The organism is Burkholderia sola, from assembly GCF_905400185.1.
GTDB classification, from domain to species: domain Bacteria; phylum Pseudomonadota; class Gammaproteobacteria; order Burkholderiales; family Burkholderiaceae; genus Burkholderia; species Burkholderia sola.
This window is the reverse complement of the sequence record NZ_FR989675.1, coordinates 3,335,482-3,352,732: the sequence shown is the minus strand read 5'-3', so window position 1 is coordinate 3,352,732 and position 17,251 is coordinate 3,335,482. Positions and strand designations below refer to the sequence as shown.

Sequence of the window (17,251 nt, the reverse complement as noted above, 5' to 3'; positions counted from 1 at the left end):
AGGCGGAAGGCGGAAGGCGGCCAGCGACAGCCATCGCCCCCCGCGCGCGTCAGCGCTTGCCCGCGCTCAGCGCGCCGGACCTGGCTGCCGTGTCGCCTTCGTCGTGCTCGCCGCTCGTGTCGCGCGCGCCCCAGCGCTGCGCGAGCGCCGCGCACGCCATCAGCTGGATCTGGTGGAACAGCATCAGCGGCAGCACGATCGCGCCGACCGCGTTCGCCGAGAAGATCACCTTCGCCATCGGCACGCCGGCCGCGAGGCTCTTCTTCGATCCGCAGAAGATGATCGTGATCCGGTCGGCGCGGTTGAAGCCGAGCCGCTTGCTGACGAACGCGGTCAGCAGCAGCGCGATCGCGAGCAGCACGAGGTTGACGACCAGCAGGCCGCCGAGCGCGCGCGGCGGAATCTGGTGCCACAGCCCCTCGTTGACGGCCTCGCTGAACGCGACGTAGACGACCAGCAGGATCGAGCCCTGGTCGACGAAGCGCAGCACGCCGCGATTGCGGTCGATCCAGCCGCCGATCGCGGGCCGCAGCAACTGGCCGGCGATGAACGGTACGAGCAGCTGCATCACGATGCTGCCGACCGTGCTCCACGGCGACGCGGTCGCGGCCGACTGCGACGTGATCATCAGCCCGACGAGCGCCGGCGTGACGAAGATCCCGAGCAGGCTCGACGCCGATGCCGCGCACACGGCGGCCGGCACGTTGCCCTTCGCGATCGACGTGAACGCGATCGACGACTGGACCGTCGACGGCAGCGTGCACAGGAACAGCACGCCCGCATACAGCGTCGGCGTGACGAGCGGCTGCAGCACCGGTTTCAGCGCGAAGCCGAGCAGCGGGAACAGCGCGAACGTGCTGAGCAGCACGACCGCGTGCAGCCGCCAGTGGGTCGCGCCGGCGATCACGGCTTCGCGCGACAGTTTCGCGCCGTGCAGGAAAAACAGCAGGCCGACGGCGATGTTGGTTGCCCAGTTGAACGCATGGGCGGCCGGGCCGCGGCAGGGCAGCAGGCTCGCGAGCACGACGGTGCCGACGAGCGCGAGCGTGAAGTTGTCGGGGAGAAAACGGGGACGGGCCATCGGGAACTCGATTCGGAAACGGCGAAGCGCGCGTCGCGCGCGCGGATCGCGTTATTGTCCCGGTTGGCGATTCACCAAACAAATTCATTGTGCGAATCGATTGATGAATCGATTGCATGCAATGAGGGCCGCCGCGTCGACCCGGCCACGCGCGAAACCGCAGAAGAATGTTCTGCCGCGATCGCGTGCCGAAGCGAAAAAACCTAGCAGTAACATGGTGTTACACCGATGCCGGCGACATAACACTTTTTGGCTCGACACACTTTCCGCCCGCTCATAAATTACTGCTGAAAGCCTTGGGTCGGCCGAAAGGAACCGACGGCGGGCGTCGATGGGCACGGAACGATGACGGAACGGGTGAAACGGAAGATCGGACGATGGGTGGCAGGCGTGCTCGGCGCGCTGCTGATGCCGCTCGCGCTGGCCCAGCCGCCCCATGGCGGTCACGGGTTCGGTGGCCACGGCTTCGGCGGCGGCGACATGCGCGCGTACGCTCGGCCGGCGGGCGGCCCCGGCGGCGGTCCGGTCTGGCGTCGCGTTGCGCCGCCCGCCGGCGTGCGTCCCGGCGGCGTGAGCGGCGCCGGCTCCCGCTGGGGGCTGCGCCCGACGCCGTCCTACGGCCATTACGCCGCGCAAAGCCCGTATCGGCCGATCAGCGCCGAGGTCCGCCAGATGCCGCGCCCGCCGGGCGGCGGCAACGTCCCGCTGCGGGCCGGCTCGATCCGCGCCGACGTCGCCCGCTACAACGAGGAGCGCGGCGGTCGCCCGATGCCGCCGCCCCGCTCGCAGGAAGAGCCTGCGCACTCGCCTTCTTTCTCCCCGTTCTACCGAAACTGAGCGCCCCCGCGCACGTCCCCTTGCCGGCTGATGCGAATTTGCCACAGTCGCGCGCAGATTTCCGCTGATTTTCCCGCCGCATTGCGCTATCTTTCGCGCCCGGTACGCGCATGCCGCGCCGCCGCCCGCCGGTGCGACCGCATTCGCGCCGGGCCGCCGCCGTGCATCCGGCCATGGATACATCCCGCGAAGTTAATGCCGGCGCTATACCCGCAATAAGTGTGCGCAATTTTGACCGGACGAATGATCCGTAAAGATGGCTGCGCCCCATACGACGCAAGCACTCGGCTCCAAACAACAACGCTCGCGCCACTTATCGACTATCCGACAAAACCTGGAGATCCCATGAAAGCATTCGCCCGTCGCGCGTCGCGCACGTCCGTCAAGCTGATCGCCGCAGCCGCCTGCGTGGCGGCCGCCGCACCCGTCCATGCGCAGTCGAGCGTCTCGCTCTACGGGCAGGTTGACGAATGGGTCGGCGCCACCAAGTTCCCGGGCGGCGATCGTGCGTGGAACGTGTCGGGCGGCGGGATGTCGACGTCGTACTGGGGCCTGCACGGCGCCGAGGATCTCGGCGACGGCTACAAGGCGATCTTCACGCTGGAGAGCTTCTTCCGCGCGCAGAACGGCCAGTACGGCCGCTTCCAGGGCGACACGTTCTTCGCGCGCAACGCGTACGTCGGCATCAGCTCGCCGTACGGCACGGTGACGGCAGGCCGCCTGACGACGCATCTGTTCCTGTCGACGATCCTGTTCAACCCGTTCTACGACTCGTACACCTTCTCGCCGATGGTGTACCACGTGTTCCTCGGCCTCGGCACGTTCCCGACCTATCCGAGCGACCAGGGCGCCGTCGGCGATTCGGGCTGGAACAACGCGGTGGGATACACGTCGCCTTCGTTCGGTGGGCTGAATTTCGGCGCGATGTACGCACTTGGCAACCAGGCCGGCGACAACCGCTCGAAGAAGTGGAGCGCGCAGTTCAACTACGCGAACGGCCCGTTCGCGGCGACCGCCGTGTATCAGTACGTGAACTTCAACAACGGCCCGCAGGACCTGAGCGCGCTCGTGACCGGCATGAAGAGCCAGGGCATCGCGCTGGTCGGCGCGACCTACGACCTGAAGCTCGTGAAGCTGTTCGGCCAGTACATGTATACGAAGAACGACCAGGTCGCGGGCAGCTGGCACGTGAACACCGCGCAGGGCGGCGTGTCGGTGCCGATCGGCGTGGGCAACGCGATGGCGTCGTATGCATACTCGCGCGACGCGGGCGGCCTCGACCAGACGCGCCAGACCTGGGCCGTCGGCTACGACTATCCGCTGTCCAAGCGCACCGACGTCTACGCGGCCTACATGAACGACCACATCAGCGGCCTGTCGACCGGCAACACGTTCGGCGCAGGCATTCGCGCGAAATTCTGACGCACGCGCGCGACCGGTGCGCCGGCCGCGCGCGCGAATTGCGCGTGCCGGCTGCATGTTTTCCCGTCCGTCCTTTCCGGCCCGAAGCGGCGCCGCCACCCGCGGCGCCGTTTTGCCTTTCTTGACCTTTATGTCTGCCCGCCTTTGTTACCCTATCTCGTAATTGGTTGACTCCCCGGGATTGCGAGCTAGTTCGATGGATACCCTCGTCAGCATGAATGTGTTTCGCTACGTCGTCGAAGTGGGCAGCTTCGTCGGCGCGGCGGAGCGCATGCAGATGTCGGCGGCGATGGCGAGCAAGCACGTGATGCACCTCGAGCAGCAGCTCGGCGCGCGGTTGCTGCATCGCACGACACGACGCGTCGCGCCGACCGAGGCGGGACGCGAATACTATGAGCGCCTCGTGCAGGCGCTGTCCGAACTCGACGAAGCCGGCCAGGCCGTCGGCGCCGCGAGCGTGGTGCCGCAAGGCAGGCTGCGCGTGACGTCGCTGTCCGCGTTCGGGCTGCGGCACGTGATGCAGGCCGTCACCGATTATGCGGGCCGGTTCCCCGACGTGACCGTCGACATGACGCTGTCCGATCGCGTGGTCGACCTGATCGAGGAAGGCTATGACGTCGCGGTGCGCGCGGCGCCGAACGGATTGAAATCGTCGTCGCTGGTCGCACGCCAGATCGCGACCGCGCACATCCTGCTGGTCGCGTCGCCCGAGTATCTCGACAAGCGCGGCACGCCGCAGACGATCGCCGATCTCGCGAACCACAACTACCTGCGGCGCGATTCGAATTCGACGATGCTCGATTCGCTGGTGATCGACGCGGCCGCCGCGTCGCGCGTGAGCCTGAACGGCAACCTGATCGTGAACCATCTCGAAGGGCTGCGCGCGGCCGTGCTCGCCGGCGCGGGCATCGCGCTGCTCGGCACCGAAGTGGTCGGCGACGACATCGAATCGGGCCGGCTCGTGCCGGTGCTGCTCGATTCGGTGCCGCCGCACGAGGCACCGATCTATGCGGTGTACGCGAGCCGTCGCCACGTGTCCGCGAAGGTGCGCTCTTTCGTCGATTTCCTGGCCGCGCGTTTCGAAGGGCAGTCGTTGTGCCCGTCGATCGAATCGCACCTGCGCGTGCTGCCGATCACGCGGATGAAGCGCGCGGTCTGAGCCGCGTCGTCCGCCGCGGCGGGGCAATGAAAAAGCGCGAACCGGTTGCCGGTTCGCGCTTTTCGTTTGGCTCGACGACGCTCGCGTCGAGGGCGGCCGCGACGGCCGCCGCATCCGTCAGCGCGGGATGCCGAGCCGCGCCTTCGCGTCGTCGTACTCGCGCTTGAGCCGCTCGACGAGCGCACCCACGCTCGGCAGGTCGTCCATCAGGCCGACGCCCTGGCCGGCGCCCCAGATGTCCTTCCACGCCTTCGTCTTGTCGCTGCCGAAATTCATCTTGGTCTTGTCCGATTCCGGCAGCGCGTCCGGATCGAGGCCGGCCTTCTCGATGCTCTCGCGGATGTAGTTGCCGTGCACGCCCGTGAAGAGGTTCGTGTAGATGATGTCCGACGATTTCGCGTTCAGGATCGCGTGCTTGTAGTCGTCGATCGCGTGCGCTTCCTGCGTCGCGATGAAACGCGTGCCCATGTACGCGAAGTCCGCGCCCATCGCCTGCGCGGCGAGGATCGAGCCGCCGTTCGCGATCGAGCCGGACAGCACGATCGGGCCGTCGAAGATCTTGCGGACTTCGCCGACCAGCGCGAACGGCGACGTCGTGCCCGCGTGGCCGCCGGCGCCGGCCGCGACGAGGATCAGCCCGTCGACGCCCGCTTCGAGCGCCTTCTGCGCGTGGCGCAGGTTGATCACGTCGTGCAGCACGATGCCGCCGTAGCCGTGCACCGCGTCGACGATCTCGCGCGCCGGCGCGCGCAGGCTCGTGATGAAGATCGGCACCTTGTGCTCGACGCACACGCGCACGTCGTGCTCGAGCCGCGCGTTCGACTGGTGGACGATCTGGTTGACCGCGATCGGGCCGATCACCGCATCGGGATGTTTCGCCTTGTGGTCGGCGAGTTCCGCCTGGATCTGCGTGAGCCACTCGTCCAGTCGTTCGGCCGGACGCGCATTGAGCGCGGGGAACGAACCGACGATGCCCGCCTTGCATTGCGCTAGCACGAGTTCGGGGTAGCTGACGATGAACATCGGCGACGCGATGACGGGCAGCGTCAGGTTTTGCAGGACGGTGGGCAATGCCATGTGATGTCTCCAGTCTCCGGGGGCGTTGCGGTCGGACGATGATTCGAGTGTAGCGGCGGAACGCGTTCGTTCATATTAATACGAACGGTCGTGCGATTCTACGCGAGCTTAACAAACTCCGCGGTGTGCCGGCAATCGAGTGAGTGTTCTCTTTCTACGCTTTCGCGTGCTTACGCCGCTGTGAAGATGCGCCGGCGCTCATAAAATAGCCGCCATAACAAACCAACGAGAAACAAACCATGTCGTTTGAGGCGTTTGCACCGTTTCGCGTGACGGTGCAGGACACCGACATTTTCGGTGTCAAAGGAGGCGCGGGTCCGCCGCTGTTGTTGCTGCACGGCCATCCGCAGACCCACATGATCTGGCATCGCGTCGCCGCGACGCTCGCGAATCACTTCACGGTGATCGCCACCGACCTGCGCGGCTACGGCGCATCGGGCCGGCCGCCGAGCGACGCGCGGCACGCGCCGTATTCGAAACGCGCGATGGCGGCGGACCAGGTCGCCGTGATGCGGCATTTCGGCTTCGCGCAGTTCCACGTGTGCGCGCACGATCGCGGCGCGCGGGTCGCGCACCGGCTCGCGCTCGATCACGCGGAGGCCGTCGAGCGGATGATGCTGCTCGACATCGCGCCGACGCTCGCGATGTACGAGAAAACCGATCGCGCGTTCGCGACCGCGTATTTCCACTGGTTCTTCCTGATCCAGCCCGAGCCGCTGCCCGAGACGCTGATCGGCGCGCACACCGATGCGTACGTCGAGCGCGTGATGGGCAACCGGTCGGCCGGGCTGGCGCCATTCGCGCCCGAGGCGCTCGACGCGTACCGGGCGGCGCTCGCGCAGCCGGGCGCCGTGCATGCGATGTGCGAGGACTATCGCGCATCGGCGACGATCGATCTCGAGCACGATCGTGCGGACCTCGAACGCGGCAACAAGATCGCGTGCCCGCTGCGCGTGCTGTGGGGCGAGCACGGCGTCGTCGGCCGCTGCTTCGATCCGCTCGACGAGTGGCGTCGCGTCGCGCGCGACGTCAGCGGCCGCGCGCTCGACTGCGGGCACTACATTCCGGAAGAGGCGCCCGTCGCGCTGATCGACGAACTGCTCGCGTTCTTCGACGCGCGGGACGCGGCCGCGTGACGGGCTGGGCGGCGCGCGCCGCCGGCGGCCCGATGGTGCGCGCCGCGGCTCAGCGGTGCGCGTGGTCGTCCTCGACGAGCGGCGGCAGGCGGCGCGGCACGGGCGTCGATTTCACGATCGCGGTGCTCGTCTCCGCGCGCTCCGTCACCTTCGACAGGATGTCGTCGAGGTGCTCGATCGTGCGCAGGTAGAGCCGGCAGATGAAGCAGTCGTCGCCGGTCACCTTGTCGCATTCGACGAATTCGGGAATCCGCCGCAGCAATTCCTCGACCAGATGCAGTTGGCCCGGCAGCGGCTTCACGCGGACGATCGCCTGCAGCGTGTAGCCGAGCGCACGCGGGTCGAGCTCGACGGTGAACGCGGCGATCACGCCTTGCGCTTCCAGCCGGCGCACGCGGTCGGCCGTCGCGGGCGCCGACAGCCCGATCTGCCGCGCGAGTTCGCTGGTCGCGATGCGGGCGTCGTCGGCCAGCGCGGCGACGATTGCACGGTCGGTCGCGTCGAGCGACGCGACGGCGGGCGGGGAAAGGCGTTTCGGCATGATCGCTTTGCTTTCGAAGGTCAATCGGCTGATTCGCTTCAGTTTAGCCGTGGTTTCAGCGAAAGCAAGTTTCTAGAATCGAACTCATCCAAGCTCTTCAACGGAGTTCCTGATGGCCTCGAATGAAATTCGCCGCGGCGCCGCCGAGATGATCGTCGCGATGCTGATGTCCGGCACGATCGGCTGGCTCGTGATGTCGTCGCAGCAGCCGCTGACCAATGTCGTGTTCTTCCGCTGCGTGTTCGGCACGGCGACGCTCGCGATCGTCTGTGCGGCGTTCGGCTTCCTGCGCCGCTCGCTGTTCTCGCCGCGGATGCTCGTGCTCACGACGCTCGGCAGTCTCGCGATCGTCGCGAACTGGCTGCTGCTGTTCGCCGCGTATTCGCGCGCGTCGATCTCGATGGCGACCGCCGTCTACAACACGCAGCCGTTCATGCTCGTCGCGCTCGGCGCCATCGTGTTCCGCGAGCGGATCACCGCGTCGACGCTCGCGTGGCTCGCGCTCGCATTCGCCGGGCTCGTGTTCGTGGTGCGCGTCGAACCGGCCGTGCTCGCGGTGCCCGGCGAATACCTGGAAGGGGTCGCGCTGTCGCTCGGCGCGGCGTTCCTGTACGCGATCTCGTCGATCATCACGAAGCACCTGAAGGGCACGCCGCCGCATCTGCTCGCGCTGCTGCAGGTCGGCCTCGGCATCCTGCTGCTCGCGCCGTTCGCGCACTTCGACACGTTGCCGGCGACGGCCGGGCAATGGGCCGACCTGATCGTGCTCGGCATCGTCAACACGGGGCTGATGTACGTGCTGCTGTACGGCGCGGTCCAGAAGCTGCCGACCGCGATGACGGGCGCGCTGTCGTTCGTCTATCCGGTCGTCGCGATCGCCGTCGATCGCATCGCGTTCGGGCAGACGCTCGCGTGGACGCAGGTATTCGGCGCGCTCTTGATCCTGCTCGCGGCGGCCGGCGTGAACCTCGGCTGGCGCATCGTGCCGGCCCGTCGCACCGCGGTCGGCAACTGAAACGGTCAGAGGATTCGGCGCGGCGGCGCGCTCACGCCGCCGCGCGTCGAATGCGCGTGTCGCGAGTGAGGCGTGCCTGCGGAATGACGTCGCGCGGACGCCGTGCGCGTGCGCGAAAAGCGCTGTAAGAAGTTGTAGGGAAACACCCGATGCGATGCGCCCGCGTCGCTCGTATGATGCGGGCTGTGACGTTGATCACGTTCACAGGATTCCGATCTCGATGCCGTTCGCCCGTGAGGCTGAACGGCTTTTTTTTATGTCTCGCTGCCCGCGATCAGCCGCCGCCGCGCGTCGAGCCGCGCAAGCAGCGCGCGCCGCGCGTCGTCGTCCGACTCACGCCATCCCTTGATCTCGCCGCGCGTGCGCAGGCAGCCCGCGCACCAGTCGGTGCGCGGATCGATCCGGCAGACGTCGGTGCACGGCGACGCGACCGTGGCGACCGGCATCGTCACGTCGCTCATGCGGGCTCCCGCAACGCGACGTCCGCGACCGGCGCGCCCGTCAGCGACACGAGTTCGTGCGGCGACAGGTTGAACACCGCGTGCGGATGGCCGGCGGCGGCCCACAGGCTGTCGAGCGCGAGCAGGTCGGCGTCGATCAGCGTGACGGGTTCGACCAGATGGCCGATCGGGCAGACGCCGCCGATCGCATAGCCGGTGTTGTCGCGCACGAACTTCGCGTCCGCGCGGCCGACCGGGCCGACCTGCGCGGCGACCTTCTTTTCATCGACGCGGTTCACGCCGCTCGCGACGACCAGCACGGGCGCGCCGTCGGCCTGCCGGCGAAACAGGATCGACTTCGCGATCTGCGCGACCGAGCAGCCGAGCCCGGCCGCGGCCTCGGCCGACGTCTTGCCGGTTTCGGCGAGCATCACGATGCCTTTCGCATGGCCGCGCTCGCGCAGCAGCAGCGCGACGCGTCGCGCGGAATCGGGGAGGGAATCGAATGAAGCGGGTGTCGTCATGGGGAGGCGTCCGTGGGAGGGCGTGATCAGACGCAGTTCGCGGCGTCGGCCGCGCCCTGCGCCCTGGCAAGCAGTGCACGACCGGCGCGCGACACGTTCGCGCGGCCGATCGCGTTCGAGATGAAGTCGCCGGCCGCGACGACCTGCGCGAGATCGATGCCGGTCTCGATGCCGAGGCCTTGCATCAGGTACAGCACGTCCTCGGTCGCGACGTTGCCGGTCGCGCCCTTCGCGTACGGGCAGCCGCCGAGGCCCGCGACCGACGCATGGAAGATCTCGATCCCTTCGAACAGCGCCGCGTAGATGTTCGCGAGCGCCTGGCCGTAGGTGTCGTGGAAATGGCCCGACAGCCGTTCACGCGGGAACACGCGCGTGACCGCGGAGAGCACCTCCCGCGTGCGCTTCGGCGTGCCGACGCCGATCGTGTCGGCGATGTCGATCTCGTCGCAGCCGAGCGCGGCGAAGCGTTCGACGACGTCGACGACCGACGCGACCGGCACCTCGCCTTGATACGGGCAGCCGAGCGAGCACGACACGCTGCCGCGCAGTCGCAGACCCGCGTCCTTCGCGGCCTTCGCGACGGGCTCGAAGCGCGCGATGCTCTCGGCGATGCTGCAGTTGATGTTCCGCTGCGAGAACGCTTCGCTCGCCGCGCCGAAGATCACGACCTCGTCGGCGCGCGCGGCGACCGCGTTCTCGAAACCCTTCAGGTTCGGCGTGAGCACCGAGTACACGGTGCCCGCGCGGCGCTCGATGCCGGCCATCACGTCGGCGCCGTCGGCCATCTGCGGCACCCATTTCGGCGACACGAACGATGCGGCCTCGACGTTGCGGAAGCCGGCGCGCGACAGCCGGTCGACGAGTGCGATCTTCACGTCGGTCGGCACGAAGGTCTTCTCGTTCTGCAGGCCGTCGCGCGGGCCGACTTCGACGATCTTGACGGCGGTGGGGAACGTCATGGTTGTCTCCGGTTTCGTGTAGGGCGGAATTCAGTAGCCGCGTGCGTAGTCGACGATCCCGCTGACGGGCGCGCCGCGCTCGAACGCGCGGATCTTGCCGGCGATCTGCTCGACGGCTTCCGCGCGCAGCGTCTCGGCCGAGCTGTGCGGCGTGATCGTGATGCGCGGCGCGCGCCAGAACGGATGGTCGTCAGGCAGCGGCTCGTGCTGGAACACGTCGAGCGTGGCCGCGGCGACCTGGCCGCTCGCGAGCGCGTCGAGCAGGTCGGCTTCGACGAGATGCGCGCCGCGCGCGACGTTGACGACGTACGCGCCGCGCGCGAGCCGCGCGAACGCGCGCGCCGACAGGATGCCGTCGGTGTCGCGCGTGCTCGGCAGCAGGTTGACGAGCACCTTCGCGCCGTCGATGCACGCGTCGAACGCGCCGTCGCCGGCGAAGGTCGCGATGCCGTCGAGCTGCTTCGCACTGCGGCTGTAGCCGCGCACCGGCAGGCCGAGCGCGGCGAGCGCGCGGGCGACCTCGGCGCCGAGCACGCCGAGGCCGAGGACCGCGACGGTGAAGCTCGCGCGCGCATGCGGTTCGAGCGGCTGCCAGCGGCGTTCGCGCTGTTGCAGGTCGTATTCGTCGAAGCGGCGCAGGTAGCGCAGCACCGCGTGCGTCACGTATTCGACCATCTGCTGCGCCATGCCCGAATCCTCGAGCCGCACCAGCGGCACGTGTGCGGGCAGCGTGCCCGGATGCGCGCGGTCGAGCGCGAGCAGCGCATCGACGCCCGCGCCGAGGTTGAAGATCGCGCGCAGGCCGTCGCGCGGCGCGAAGAACTCGCGCGGTGCGCGCCACACGAGCGCGTAGTCGGCGGCGGCCGTATCGCCCGGCTGCCACGCGCGCAGTTCGGCTTCCGGCAGCGCCCGCGCGATCTCGTCGCGCCATGCGCCGGCTTCCTGATGCGGTGAATGGAACAGGATCTTCATTGCGTGACGGCGCGCGCGCCGGCGAGGCGCGTCACGGGAACGGCGAGCGAAGCCGGGCGCGGCGCGCCGGCGGACGTAGCGGACATTGGACGACTCCTGACGAACGGCCCGGCGCGTCGGCGCGGGGACCGGTTCCGTGTGACGCTGACGGGAAGCCCACATTCTACGGTTTCGCCGCACATTGCGCCGTCGGTGCGGGCCATGCGGCCCATGCGGCTGGCTTGGGCCGCCGTCGCGCAGTCGCCGGGCCGCCGCCGGTCACCGCGCCGCGCAAAAGCAAAGCACAAAATATTGGTTCGGCTGCCGCGTACGCGACGCCACAATCGAACCTCGTCTTCAAGCAAGCGAGGGCAATCATGCGCGCATGCAGCAAATCGGCGTGGCCGCCGCGGCTCGTCACCGTCCCGGGCCTGCACGGCAGCGAAGGCGCCCACTGGCAGACCTGGCTCGAGCGGCAGTTCCCGCGCGCGTTGCGGGTCGAGCAGCACGACTGGGATGCGCCCGATCTCGCGGGGTGGGCGCAAGCGGTGCGCGCGCTGCTCGATCGCGAGCGCGGCCCGTTCGTGCTCGCCGCGCACAGCTTCGGCTGCCTTGCGACCGCGCATGCGCTCGCGCAGTGGCCGCACGTCGGCGATGTCGCGGGCGTGCTGTTCGTCGCGCCGGCGAGCCCGAAGAAATTCACGTTTGCCGGGCCGTTCGACGCACGCCGGCTCGCGGTGCCGTCGATCGTGATCGGCAGCGAGACCGATCCGTGGATGCCGCTCGGCGATGCGCGCACGCTCGCGCAGCGCCTGGGTAGCGCGTTCGTGAACCTCGGCGATGCCGGGCACATCAACACGGCGGCCGGCTACGGGCCGTGGCCGCGCGCGAAATACTTCATCGACACGCTGGTGCATTGCGCGGCGCCGCTGCGTTTTCGCGACGCGGACGACGGCTTCGAGGCCGCGCTCGTCGATCGCGCGCTCGCGCACGCGGTCTGACGGGCCGGTTGCGCGGCGCATGCCGCGCGGTGGCTGTCGCGGTAGGGCGGGCCGTCGCGCTTGCAATGCGCAGGCGGGCCTCATGGCCCTGACGGCCGCGGCCGGGTCCGAATCGCTCGGCCGGCCGTACCCGACGTGGCCCGCGAAGCGGCGCGACACCGTGCCGTTCGCGCCGTCGCCGACCGTTACGTCATGTCAGTGGCGGCTCGACGCGCGCGCCCACTGCGCTGCCTGAACAGTACCGACTCCTATCACGTGGCAGCGGGATCAGCCCGGCGACGACGCGGCGGCGCTTGAAGCGGCTGCGTTCCCAGTGGGCGTCGCATCGTCGTCGTCATCGGGCGGGTAATGCACGACGGGCGGCGCGAGCGGCGCGGCCTCGGATGCGACGGTATTCGCGGTCGCGTCGCTGTTGAACGCGCTGGCGGCGCCGCTCGATGCGCCGGCCTGCGGCACGGTGTCGGTCGCGTGGGCGTCGTGCGGTGCGTCGTCGCTGCACGCGGCGACGAACACGGCGGTACACAGAACGACGGCGACGGAAACGCGACGCATGACTTCTCTCCTGGCAGGCTGATCGGGAAACGTTTTCGAGTATGCGGGCGCGATGCGACGTTTCGGTGAATCGTTTGCGATTCCGGCGCGATCGCGAAATGGTTTCGTCCGGCTGACCGAATGCCGTCGCGGCGATCCACCGGCACGCATGGCGGAATTTTCCAGCAGAGGCGGATGCTGCGCGCATTTACACGGCGCGCCACGCCGCGACCCGGCCACGGCGACGCGGGCGCCATGCGCGGCATCGCAAACGCGATCGGCAACTTGCGACCGATGCGCGGCCGGCCGCGCCCAAAAATCGGGCGTTATTGCCGCTTCGTCAGCGAACGGCCAGCCGCGCGCCAGCGTGGCGTCATGGAAGCGTTCTCACCGCCAACTCGGTCCGTCTGCCGCCCGGTGCGCGCCGCGCACGATGGCCGGCGCTGCACCTGTATGCGGCCCCCCCGCAGTTTCGCGGCACCCGAATTGCTCGTTGCCGATGCGCGTGCCGACCGCGCTGCCATCCGGGCACGCGGCGCACACCCGCGTCCATCAACCACGGAGCGAGCAGAAGCCATGTCCAGCGATCGATCCGATTCTCCGTCCGCCGAACCGGCGCGCGACGCTGCCCCGTCGCCGCTCGGGCCCGGCCGTTCAGCGCCGCTGCCGTTGCCGCACGATACGCCGTCCAGCGCCGCGCGGCGCCGTTTCCTGCAATCCGCGGCGGCTGCCGCGACCGTCAGCGCCGCATCGCACGTTCATCCGCAGTCGCCGCACGCGGCGTCCACGCCGGCCGCGCCCCGCCGCGATACGGTGCCGGCGCGGCCCGTGCATCTCGACATCAACGGGCGCGCATACACGCTGCAGCTCGAACCGCGCGTCACGCTGCTCGACGCACTGCGCGAATACGCGGGCCTCACGGGTACGAAGAAGGGCTGCGATCGCGGGCAGTGCGGCGCGTGCACGGTGCTCGTCGACGGCCGGCGCATCAACGCGTGCCTGACGCTCGCGGTGATGCACCAGGGCGAGCGGATCACGACCGTCGAAGGGCTGGCGCGCGGCGGCGTGTTGAGCCCGGTGCAGCGTGCGTTCGTCGAATGCGATGCGTTCCAGTGCGGCTACTGCACGTCCGGCCAGCTCTGCTCGGCGACCGCGCTGCTCGACGAGTTCGCGGCGGGGGCCGGGAGCGCCGCCACGGATGACGTGCGGCGCCGTCCCGCGCAGCTGTCGGACGACGAGATCCGCGAGCGCATGAGCGGCAACCTGTGCCGCTGCGGCGCGTACCCGAACATCGTCGCCGCCGTGCGCGCCGCGCATGCGGCGCACGGCTAGGCGGGGAGGGCACCGCAATGGAAGCAATCTCCTACGAACGCGCGACCGACGTCGCCGGCGCCGTGCGCGCGGCGCAGCGGCCCGGCGCGGCCTTCATCGGCGGCGGCACGAACCTGCTGGACCTGATGAAGGGCGGCGTCGCGCGGCCCGTCACGCTCATCGACATCACGCGGATCGCGGGCCTCGATACGGTCGATGCGCTGCCCGGCGGCGGCGTGCGCATCGGTGCGCTCGTGCGCAACAGCGATGCGGCCGATCATCCGCGCGTGCGCGCCGACTATCCGCTGCTGTCGCAGGCGCTGCTCGCTGGCGCGTCCGCGCAATTGCGCAACATGGCGACCGTCGGCGGCAACCTGATGCAGCGCACGCGCTGCCCGTATTTCTACGACCCCGCGTTCGCGCAATGCAACAAGCGCGAGCCGGGCAGCGGCTGCGCGGCGATCGGCGGCCACAACCGGATGCACGCGATCCTCGGTGCGAGCCCGCAGTGCGTGGCGGTGAACCCGTCGGACATGAGCGTCGCGCTCGCCGCGCTCGATGCGGTCGTGCAGGTGAGCGGCCCGCGCGGTGCACGGCAGATTCCGATCGCCTCGTTTCACCGCTTGCCGGGCGATCGTCCCGATCTCGACACGACGCTCGAACCGGGCGAGCTGATCACCGCGGTGGACTTGCCGCCGCCGCGCTTTGCCGACCATGCGCACTATCTGAAGGTGCGCGATCGCGCGAGCTACGCGTTCGCGCTGGTGTCGGTCGCGGCCGCCCTGCGGATGGAGGGCCCGCGCGTCGCCGACGCGCGAATCGCGCTCGGCGGCGTCGCGCACAAGCCGTTGCGTGCAACGGAAGCGGAAGCGCATCTCGTTGGCCGCACGCCGACCGACGCGACGCTGCGCGAGGCGGCCGCGCTGGCATTGCGCGATGCGCGTCCGCTCGACGGCAATGGCTTCAAGGTCGCGCTCGCGCAGCGGGCGATCGTCCGTGCGGTCGAAACGGCAGCCGCCATGACGGGAGGTGCCGCATGAACACGATGACGGGACAGCCGCTCGACCGTGTCGACGGTGTACTGAAGGTGACGGGCGGCGCGCACTACGCGGCCGAATTCTCCGATACGCGGCTCGCGCACGCGGTGCTCGTCACGAGCACGATCGCATCCGGCAGGATCGAGTCGATCGATGCGGCGCGCGCCCGCGCGATGCCGGGCGTGCTGATCGTGATCACGCACGAGAACGCGATGCGGCTGCCCAACGGCGGCCGGCCGCCGCTGTCGCCGCCGGCCGGGCGCCGCCTCACGTTGCTGCAGGACGACACGGTGCGCTACAGCAACGAACCCGTCGCGGTCGTCGTCGCCGAAACGCTCGAGCAGGCGACCGACGCCGCCCATGCCGTGCAGGTGCGCTATCGCGCGACCGATGCCGTCGCGGATTTCGCGCACGCGAAGCGCGGCGCGCGCATGCCGCCGAAGCAGCAGGGCCGCGCGATGGATACGCAGCGCGGGGACGTCGATGCAGGCCTGCGCGAAGGCGCGGTGCACATCGACGCGACCTATACGACGCCGATGCAGCACCACAACCCGATCGAGCCGCACGCGACGATGGCGCGCTGGGACGGCCCGACGCTCACGCTGCACGATGCGACGCAGGGCGTGTCGGGCGCGAGCACGGCGGTGGCCGCCGTGTTCGGCATCGCACCGGAACACGTGCGCGTGATTTCGCCGTTTCTCGGCGGCGGCTTCGGCTGCAAGGGCTCGTCGTGGTCGCACGTGTCGTTGTGCGGGATGGCCGCGAAGCAGGTCGGGCGCCCGGTTCGCCTCGCATTGACGCGGCCGCAGATGTTCGGCTCGGTCGGCGGGCGGCCGTTCACCGAACAGCGCATCGTGCTGGCCGCTCGCCAGGACGGCACGTTGACGGCGATGCGCCACGACACGATCGCCACCACGTCGACGTTCGAGGACTGGATGGAAATGTGCGGGATGCCGTCGCGGATCATGTACGCGGTGCCGAACCACGCGACCACGCACCGGATCGTGCCGCTGAACGTCGGCACGCCGACGTTCATGCGCGCGCCCGGCGAGGCGTCGGGCTCGTTCGCGCTCGAATCGGCGATGGACGAGCTCGCGTGGCAACTCGGCATGGACCCGGTCGCGCTGCGGCTCGCGAATTACGCGGAAGTCGATCCGCAGGACGGCAAGCCGTGGTCGAGCAACAAGCTGCGCGAATGCTACGAGGTCGGCGCGCGGCGCTTCGGCTGGTCGCGCCGCACCGGCGCGCCGCGCACGCTGCGCGACGGCGACACGCTGATCGGCCTCGGGATGGCGGCCGCCACGTATCCGGCGAACCGCAGCGAAGCGTCGGCGCGGGCGCGCATCCTGCCGGACGGCACGGCCGAGGTCGCGTCGGGCACGCAGGACATCGGCACCGGCACCTATACGGTGATGACGCAAGTCGCGGCCGACGCGCTCGGTTTCGCGCCGCAGAACGTGCGCTTCGCGCTCGGCGACTCGAGCCTGCCGCGCGCGCCGGTATCGGGCGGCTCGCAGTCGGCGGCGAGCGTGGCGCCCGCCGTGCGCGAGGCCGCGCTGCAGGCGCGCGCGAAGCTGATCGCGCTGGCGATCGCCGATCCGGGTTCGCCGCTGCACGGCGCCGCGGCCGATGACGTGACGGTCGACAACGGCTGGGTCGTGCATCGCGGCGAGCCGTCGCGGCGCGATCCGGCCGCGGCGGTGATCGCGCGTGCGGGCGGCCGGCCGATCGACGCGCAGGCGACGACGAAGCCGGGCGACGAGAAGTCGCGTTATGCATCCCATTCGTTCGGCGCGGTGTTTGCCGAAGTGCGCGTCGATGCCGAACTCGGCACGATTCGCGTACCGCGCATCGTCGGCGTCTACAGCGTCGGCCGCCTGCTCAACGCGAAAACGGCACGCAGCCAGCTGATCGGCGGGATGGTGTGGGGGCTCGGCACCGCGCTCGAGGAGGGTTCGCATCTCGACGTGCGGTACGGCCGCTTCACGAACGCGAATCTCGCCGAATATCACGTGCCCGTGAACGCGGACATCGGCGAGCTCGACGTGAGTTTCGTCGACGAAAACGACACGCATTTCAATCCGCTCGGCATTCGCGGCATCGGCGAGATCGGCATCACCGGCGTGCCGGCCGCGATCGCCAATGCGGTCTATCACGCGACCGGCGTGCGGGTGCGCGATCTGCCGATCACGCTCGACAAGGTGGCGATGCCGATGCGCGCGTGAGCGT

18 protein-coding genes are annotated in these 17,251 nt (G+C 69.5%); 10 read left to right on the top strand and 8 right to left on the bottom strand.

Going from position 1 to position 17,251, the window contains the following annotated elements; translation table 11 throughout:
- Nucleotides 1-49: 49 nt before the first annotated feature.
- Complete coding sequence (locus KR541_RS15465; protein ID WP_050014307.1) at nt 50-1,081, bottom strand: bile acid:sodium symporter family protein; 1,032 nt, start codon at nt 1,079-1,081, stop codon at nt 50-52.
- 345 nt (nt 1,082-1,426) lie between these two features.
- On the opposite strand from KR541_RS15465, the gene KR541_RS15460 reads away from it, so the two are divergent.
- The 3 genes from KR541_RS15460 to KR541_RS15450 all read left to right on the top strand — a co-directional run bounded on the left by KR541_RS15460 (nt 1,427) and on the right by KR541_RS15450 (nt 4,499).
- Nucleotides 1,427-1,918, top strand: a complete 492-nt coding sequence (locus tag KR541_RS15460; protein ID WP_124557608.1) for a peptide-binding protein — start codon at nt 1,427-1,429, stop codon at nt 1,916-1,918.
- Between the two features lie 345 nt (nt 1,919-2,263).
- Nucleotides 2,264-3,340, top strand: coding sequence for a porin (locus tag KR541_RS15455; protein ID WP_011546370.1), 1,077 nt, complete (start codon nt 2,264-2,266; stop codon nt 3,338-3,340).
- Between the two features lie 196 nt (nt 3,341-3,536).
- Nucleotides 3,537-4,499, top strand: coding sequence for a LysR family transcriptional regulator (locus KR541_RS15450; protein ID WP_050014309.1), 963 nt, complete (start codon nt 3,537-3,539; stop codon nt 4,497-4,499).
- A 117-nt stretch (nt 4,500-4,616) separates the two neighbouring features.
- Here KR541_RS15450 and KR541_RS15445 read toward each other — a convergent pair whose 3' ends face one another.
- Nucleotides 4,617-5,576 carry an NAD(P)H-dependent flavin oxidoreductase gene (locus KR541_RS15445; protein ID WP_050014310.1) on the bottom strand — a complete coding sequence of 320 codons (960 nt, stop codon included), beginning with the start codon at nt 5,574-5,576 and terminating at the stop codon, nt 4,617-4,619.
- Nucleotides 5,577-5,815: 239 nt separating this feature from the next.
- On the opposite strand from KR541_RS15445, the gene KR541_RS15440 reads away from it, so the two are divergent.
- Nucleotides 5,816-6,712 (top strand): alpha/beta fold hydrolase, encoded by an 897-nt coding sequence (locus KR541_RS15440; protein WP_050014311.1) that lies wholly within the window; start codon nt 5,816-5,818, stop codon nt 6,710-6,712.
- A 49-nt stretch (nt 6,713-6,761) separates the two neighbouring features.
- Here KR541_RS15440 and KR541_RS15435 read toward each other — a convergent pair whose 3' ends face one another.
- A complete protein-coding gene (locus tag KR541_RS15435; protein ID WP_050014344.1) occupies nt 6,762-7,253 on the bottom strand; it encodes an Lrp/AsnC family transcriptional regulator in 492 nt (163 codons plus the stop codon).
- Nucleotides 7,254-7,365: 112 nt separating this feature from the next.
- Here KR541_RS15435 and KR541_RS15430 point away from each other — a divergent pair, with 112 nt between their 5' ends.
- Nucleotides 7,366-8,268 (top strand): DMT family transporter, encoded by a 903-nt coding sequence (locus tag KR541_RS15430; RefSeq protein WP_176017032.1) that lies wholly within the window; start codon nt 7,366-7,368, stop codon nt 8,266-8,268.
- Between the two features lie 254 nt (nt 8,269-8,522).
- Here the strand turns inward: KR541_RS15430 and KR541_RS15425 are convergent, their stop codons facing one another.
- The 4 genes from KR541_RS15425 to KR541_RS15410 are packed head-to-tail and all read right to left on the bottom strand — an operon-like array spanning nt 8,523 to nt 11,163.
- Nucleotides 8,523-8,729 (bottom strand): DUF1289 domain-containing protein, encoded by a 207-nt coding sequence (locus KR541_RS15425; protein WP_006477621.1) that lies wholly within the window; start codon nt 8,727-8,729, stop codon nt 8,523-8,525.
- A complete protein-coding gene (locus KR541_RS15420; RefSeq protein WP_089488878.1) occupies nt 8,726-9,232 on the bottom strand; it encodes a YbaK/EbsC family protein in 507 nt (168 codons plus the stop codon). The genes KR541_RS15425 and KR541_RS15420 overlap by 4 nt, the downstream gene beginning before the upstream one ends.
- 26 nt (nt 9,233-9,258) lie before the next feature.
- Nucleotides 9,259-10,191, bottom strand: a complete 933-nt coding sequence (locus tag KR541_RS15415) for a hydroxymethylglutaryl-CoA lyase (protein WP_089488877.1) — start codon at nt 10,189-10,191, stop codon at nt 9,259-9,261.
- Nucleotides 10,192-10,221: 30 nt separating this feature from the next.
- Nucleotides 10,222-11,163, bottom strand: coding sequence for a 2-hydroxyacid dehydrogenase (locus KR541_RS15410; protein WP_050014316.1), 942 nt, complete (start codon nt 11,161-11,163; stop codon nt 10,222-10,224).
- A 356-nt stretch (nt 11,164-11,519) separates the two neighbouring features.
- Between KR541_RS15410 and KR541_RS15405 the strand changes: the two genes are divergently transcribed.
- Together KR541_RS15405 and KR541_RS15400 are read left to right on the top strand one after the other, a co-directional pair.
- Entirely contained in the window at nt 11,520-12,143 is a 624-nt protein-coding gene (locus tag KR541_RS15405) for an RBBP9/YdeN family alpha/beta hydrolase (RefSeq protein ID WP_050014317.1), read from the top strand.
- Nucleotides 12,144-12,225: 82 nt separating this feature from the next.
- Complete coding sequence (locus KR541_RS15400; protein ID WP_160300514.1) at nt 12,226-12,378, top strand: hypothetical protein; 153 nt, start codon at nt 12,226-12,228, stop codon at nt 12,376-12,378.
- A gap of 32 nt (nt 12,379-12,410) precedes the next feature.
- On the opposite strand, the gene KR541_RS15395 is transcribed toward KR541_RS15400, so the two are convergent.
- Entirely contained in the window at nt 12,411-12,695 is a 285-nt protein-coding gene (locus tag KR541_RS15395; protein WP_050014318.1) for a hypothetical protein, read from the bottom strand.
- A 555-nt stretch (nt 12,696-13,250) separates the two neighbouring features.
- Here KR541_RS15395 and KR541_RS15390 point away from each other — a divergent pair.
- The 3 genes from KR541_RS15390 to KR541_RS15380 are packed head-to-tail and all read left to right on the top strand — an operon-like array spanning nt 13,251 to nt 17,247.
- Nucleotides 13,251-14,006 (top strand): (2Fe-2S)-binding protein, encoded by a 756-nt coding sequence (locus KR541_RS15390; protein WP_216089608.1) that lies wholly within the window; start codon nt 13,251-13,253, stop codon nt 14,004-14,006.
- Nucleotides 14,007-14,023: 17 nt separating this feature from the next.
- On the top strand, nt 14,024-15,025 hold the full coding sequence (locus KR541_RS15385; RefSeq protein WP_176017100.1) for an FAD binding domain-containing protein: 1,002 nt from the start codon (nt 14,024-14,026) through the stop codon (nt 15,023-15,025).
- On the top strand, nt 15,022-17,247 hold the full coding sequence (locus KR541_RS15380; protein WP_050014321.1) for a xanthine dehydrogenase family protein molybdopterin-binding subunit: 2,226 nt from the start codon (nt 15,022-15,024) through the stop codon (nt 17,245-17,247). Before KR541_RS15385 ends, KR541_RS15380 begins: the two co-directional genes overlap by 4 nt.
- Nucleotides 17,248-17,251 lie beyond the last annotated feature (4 nt).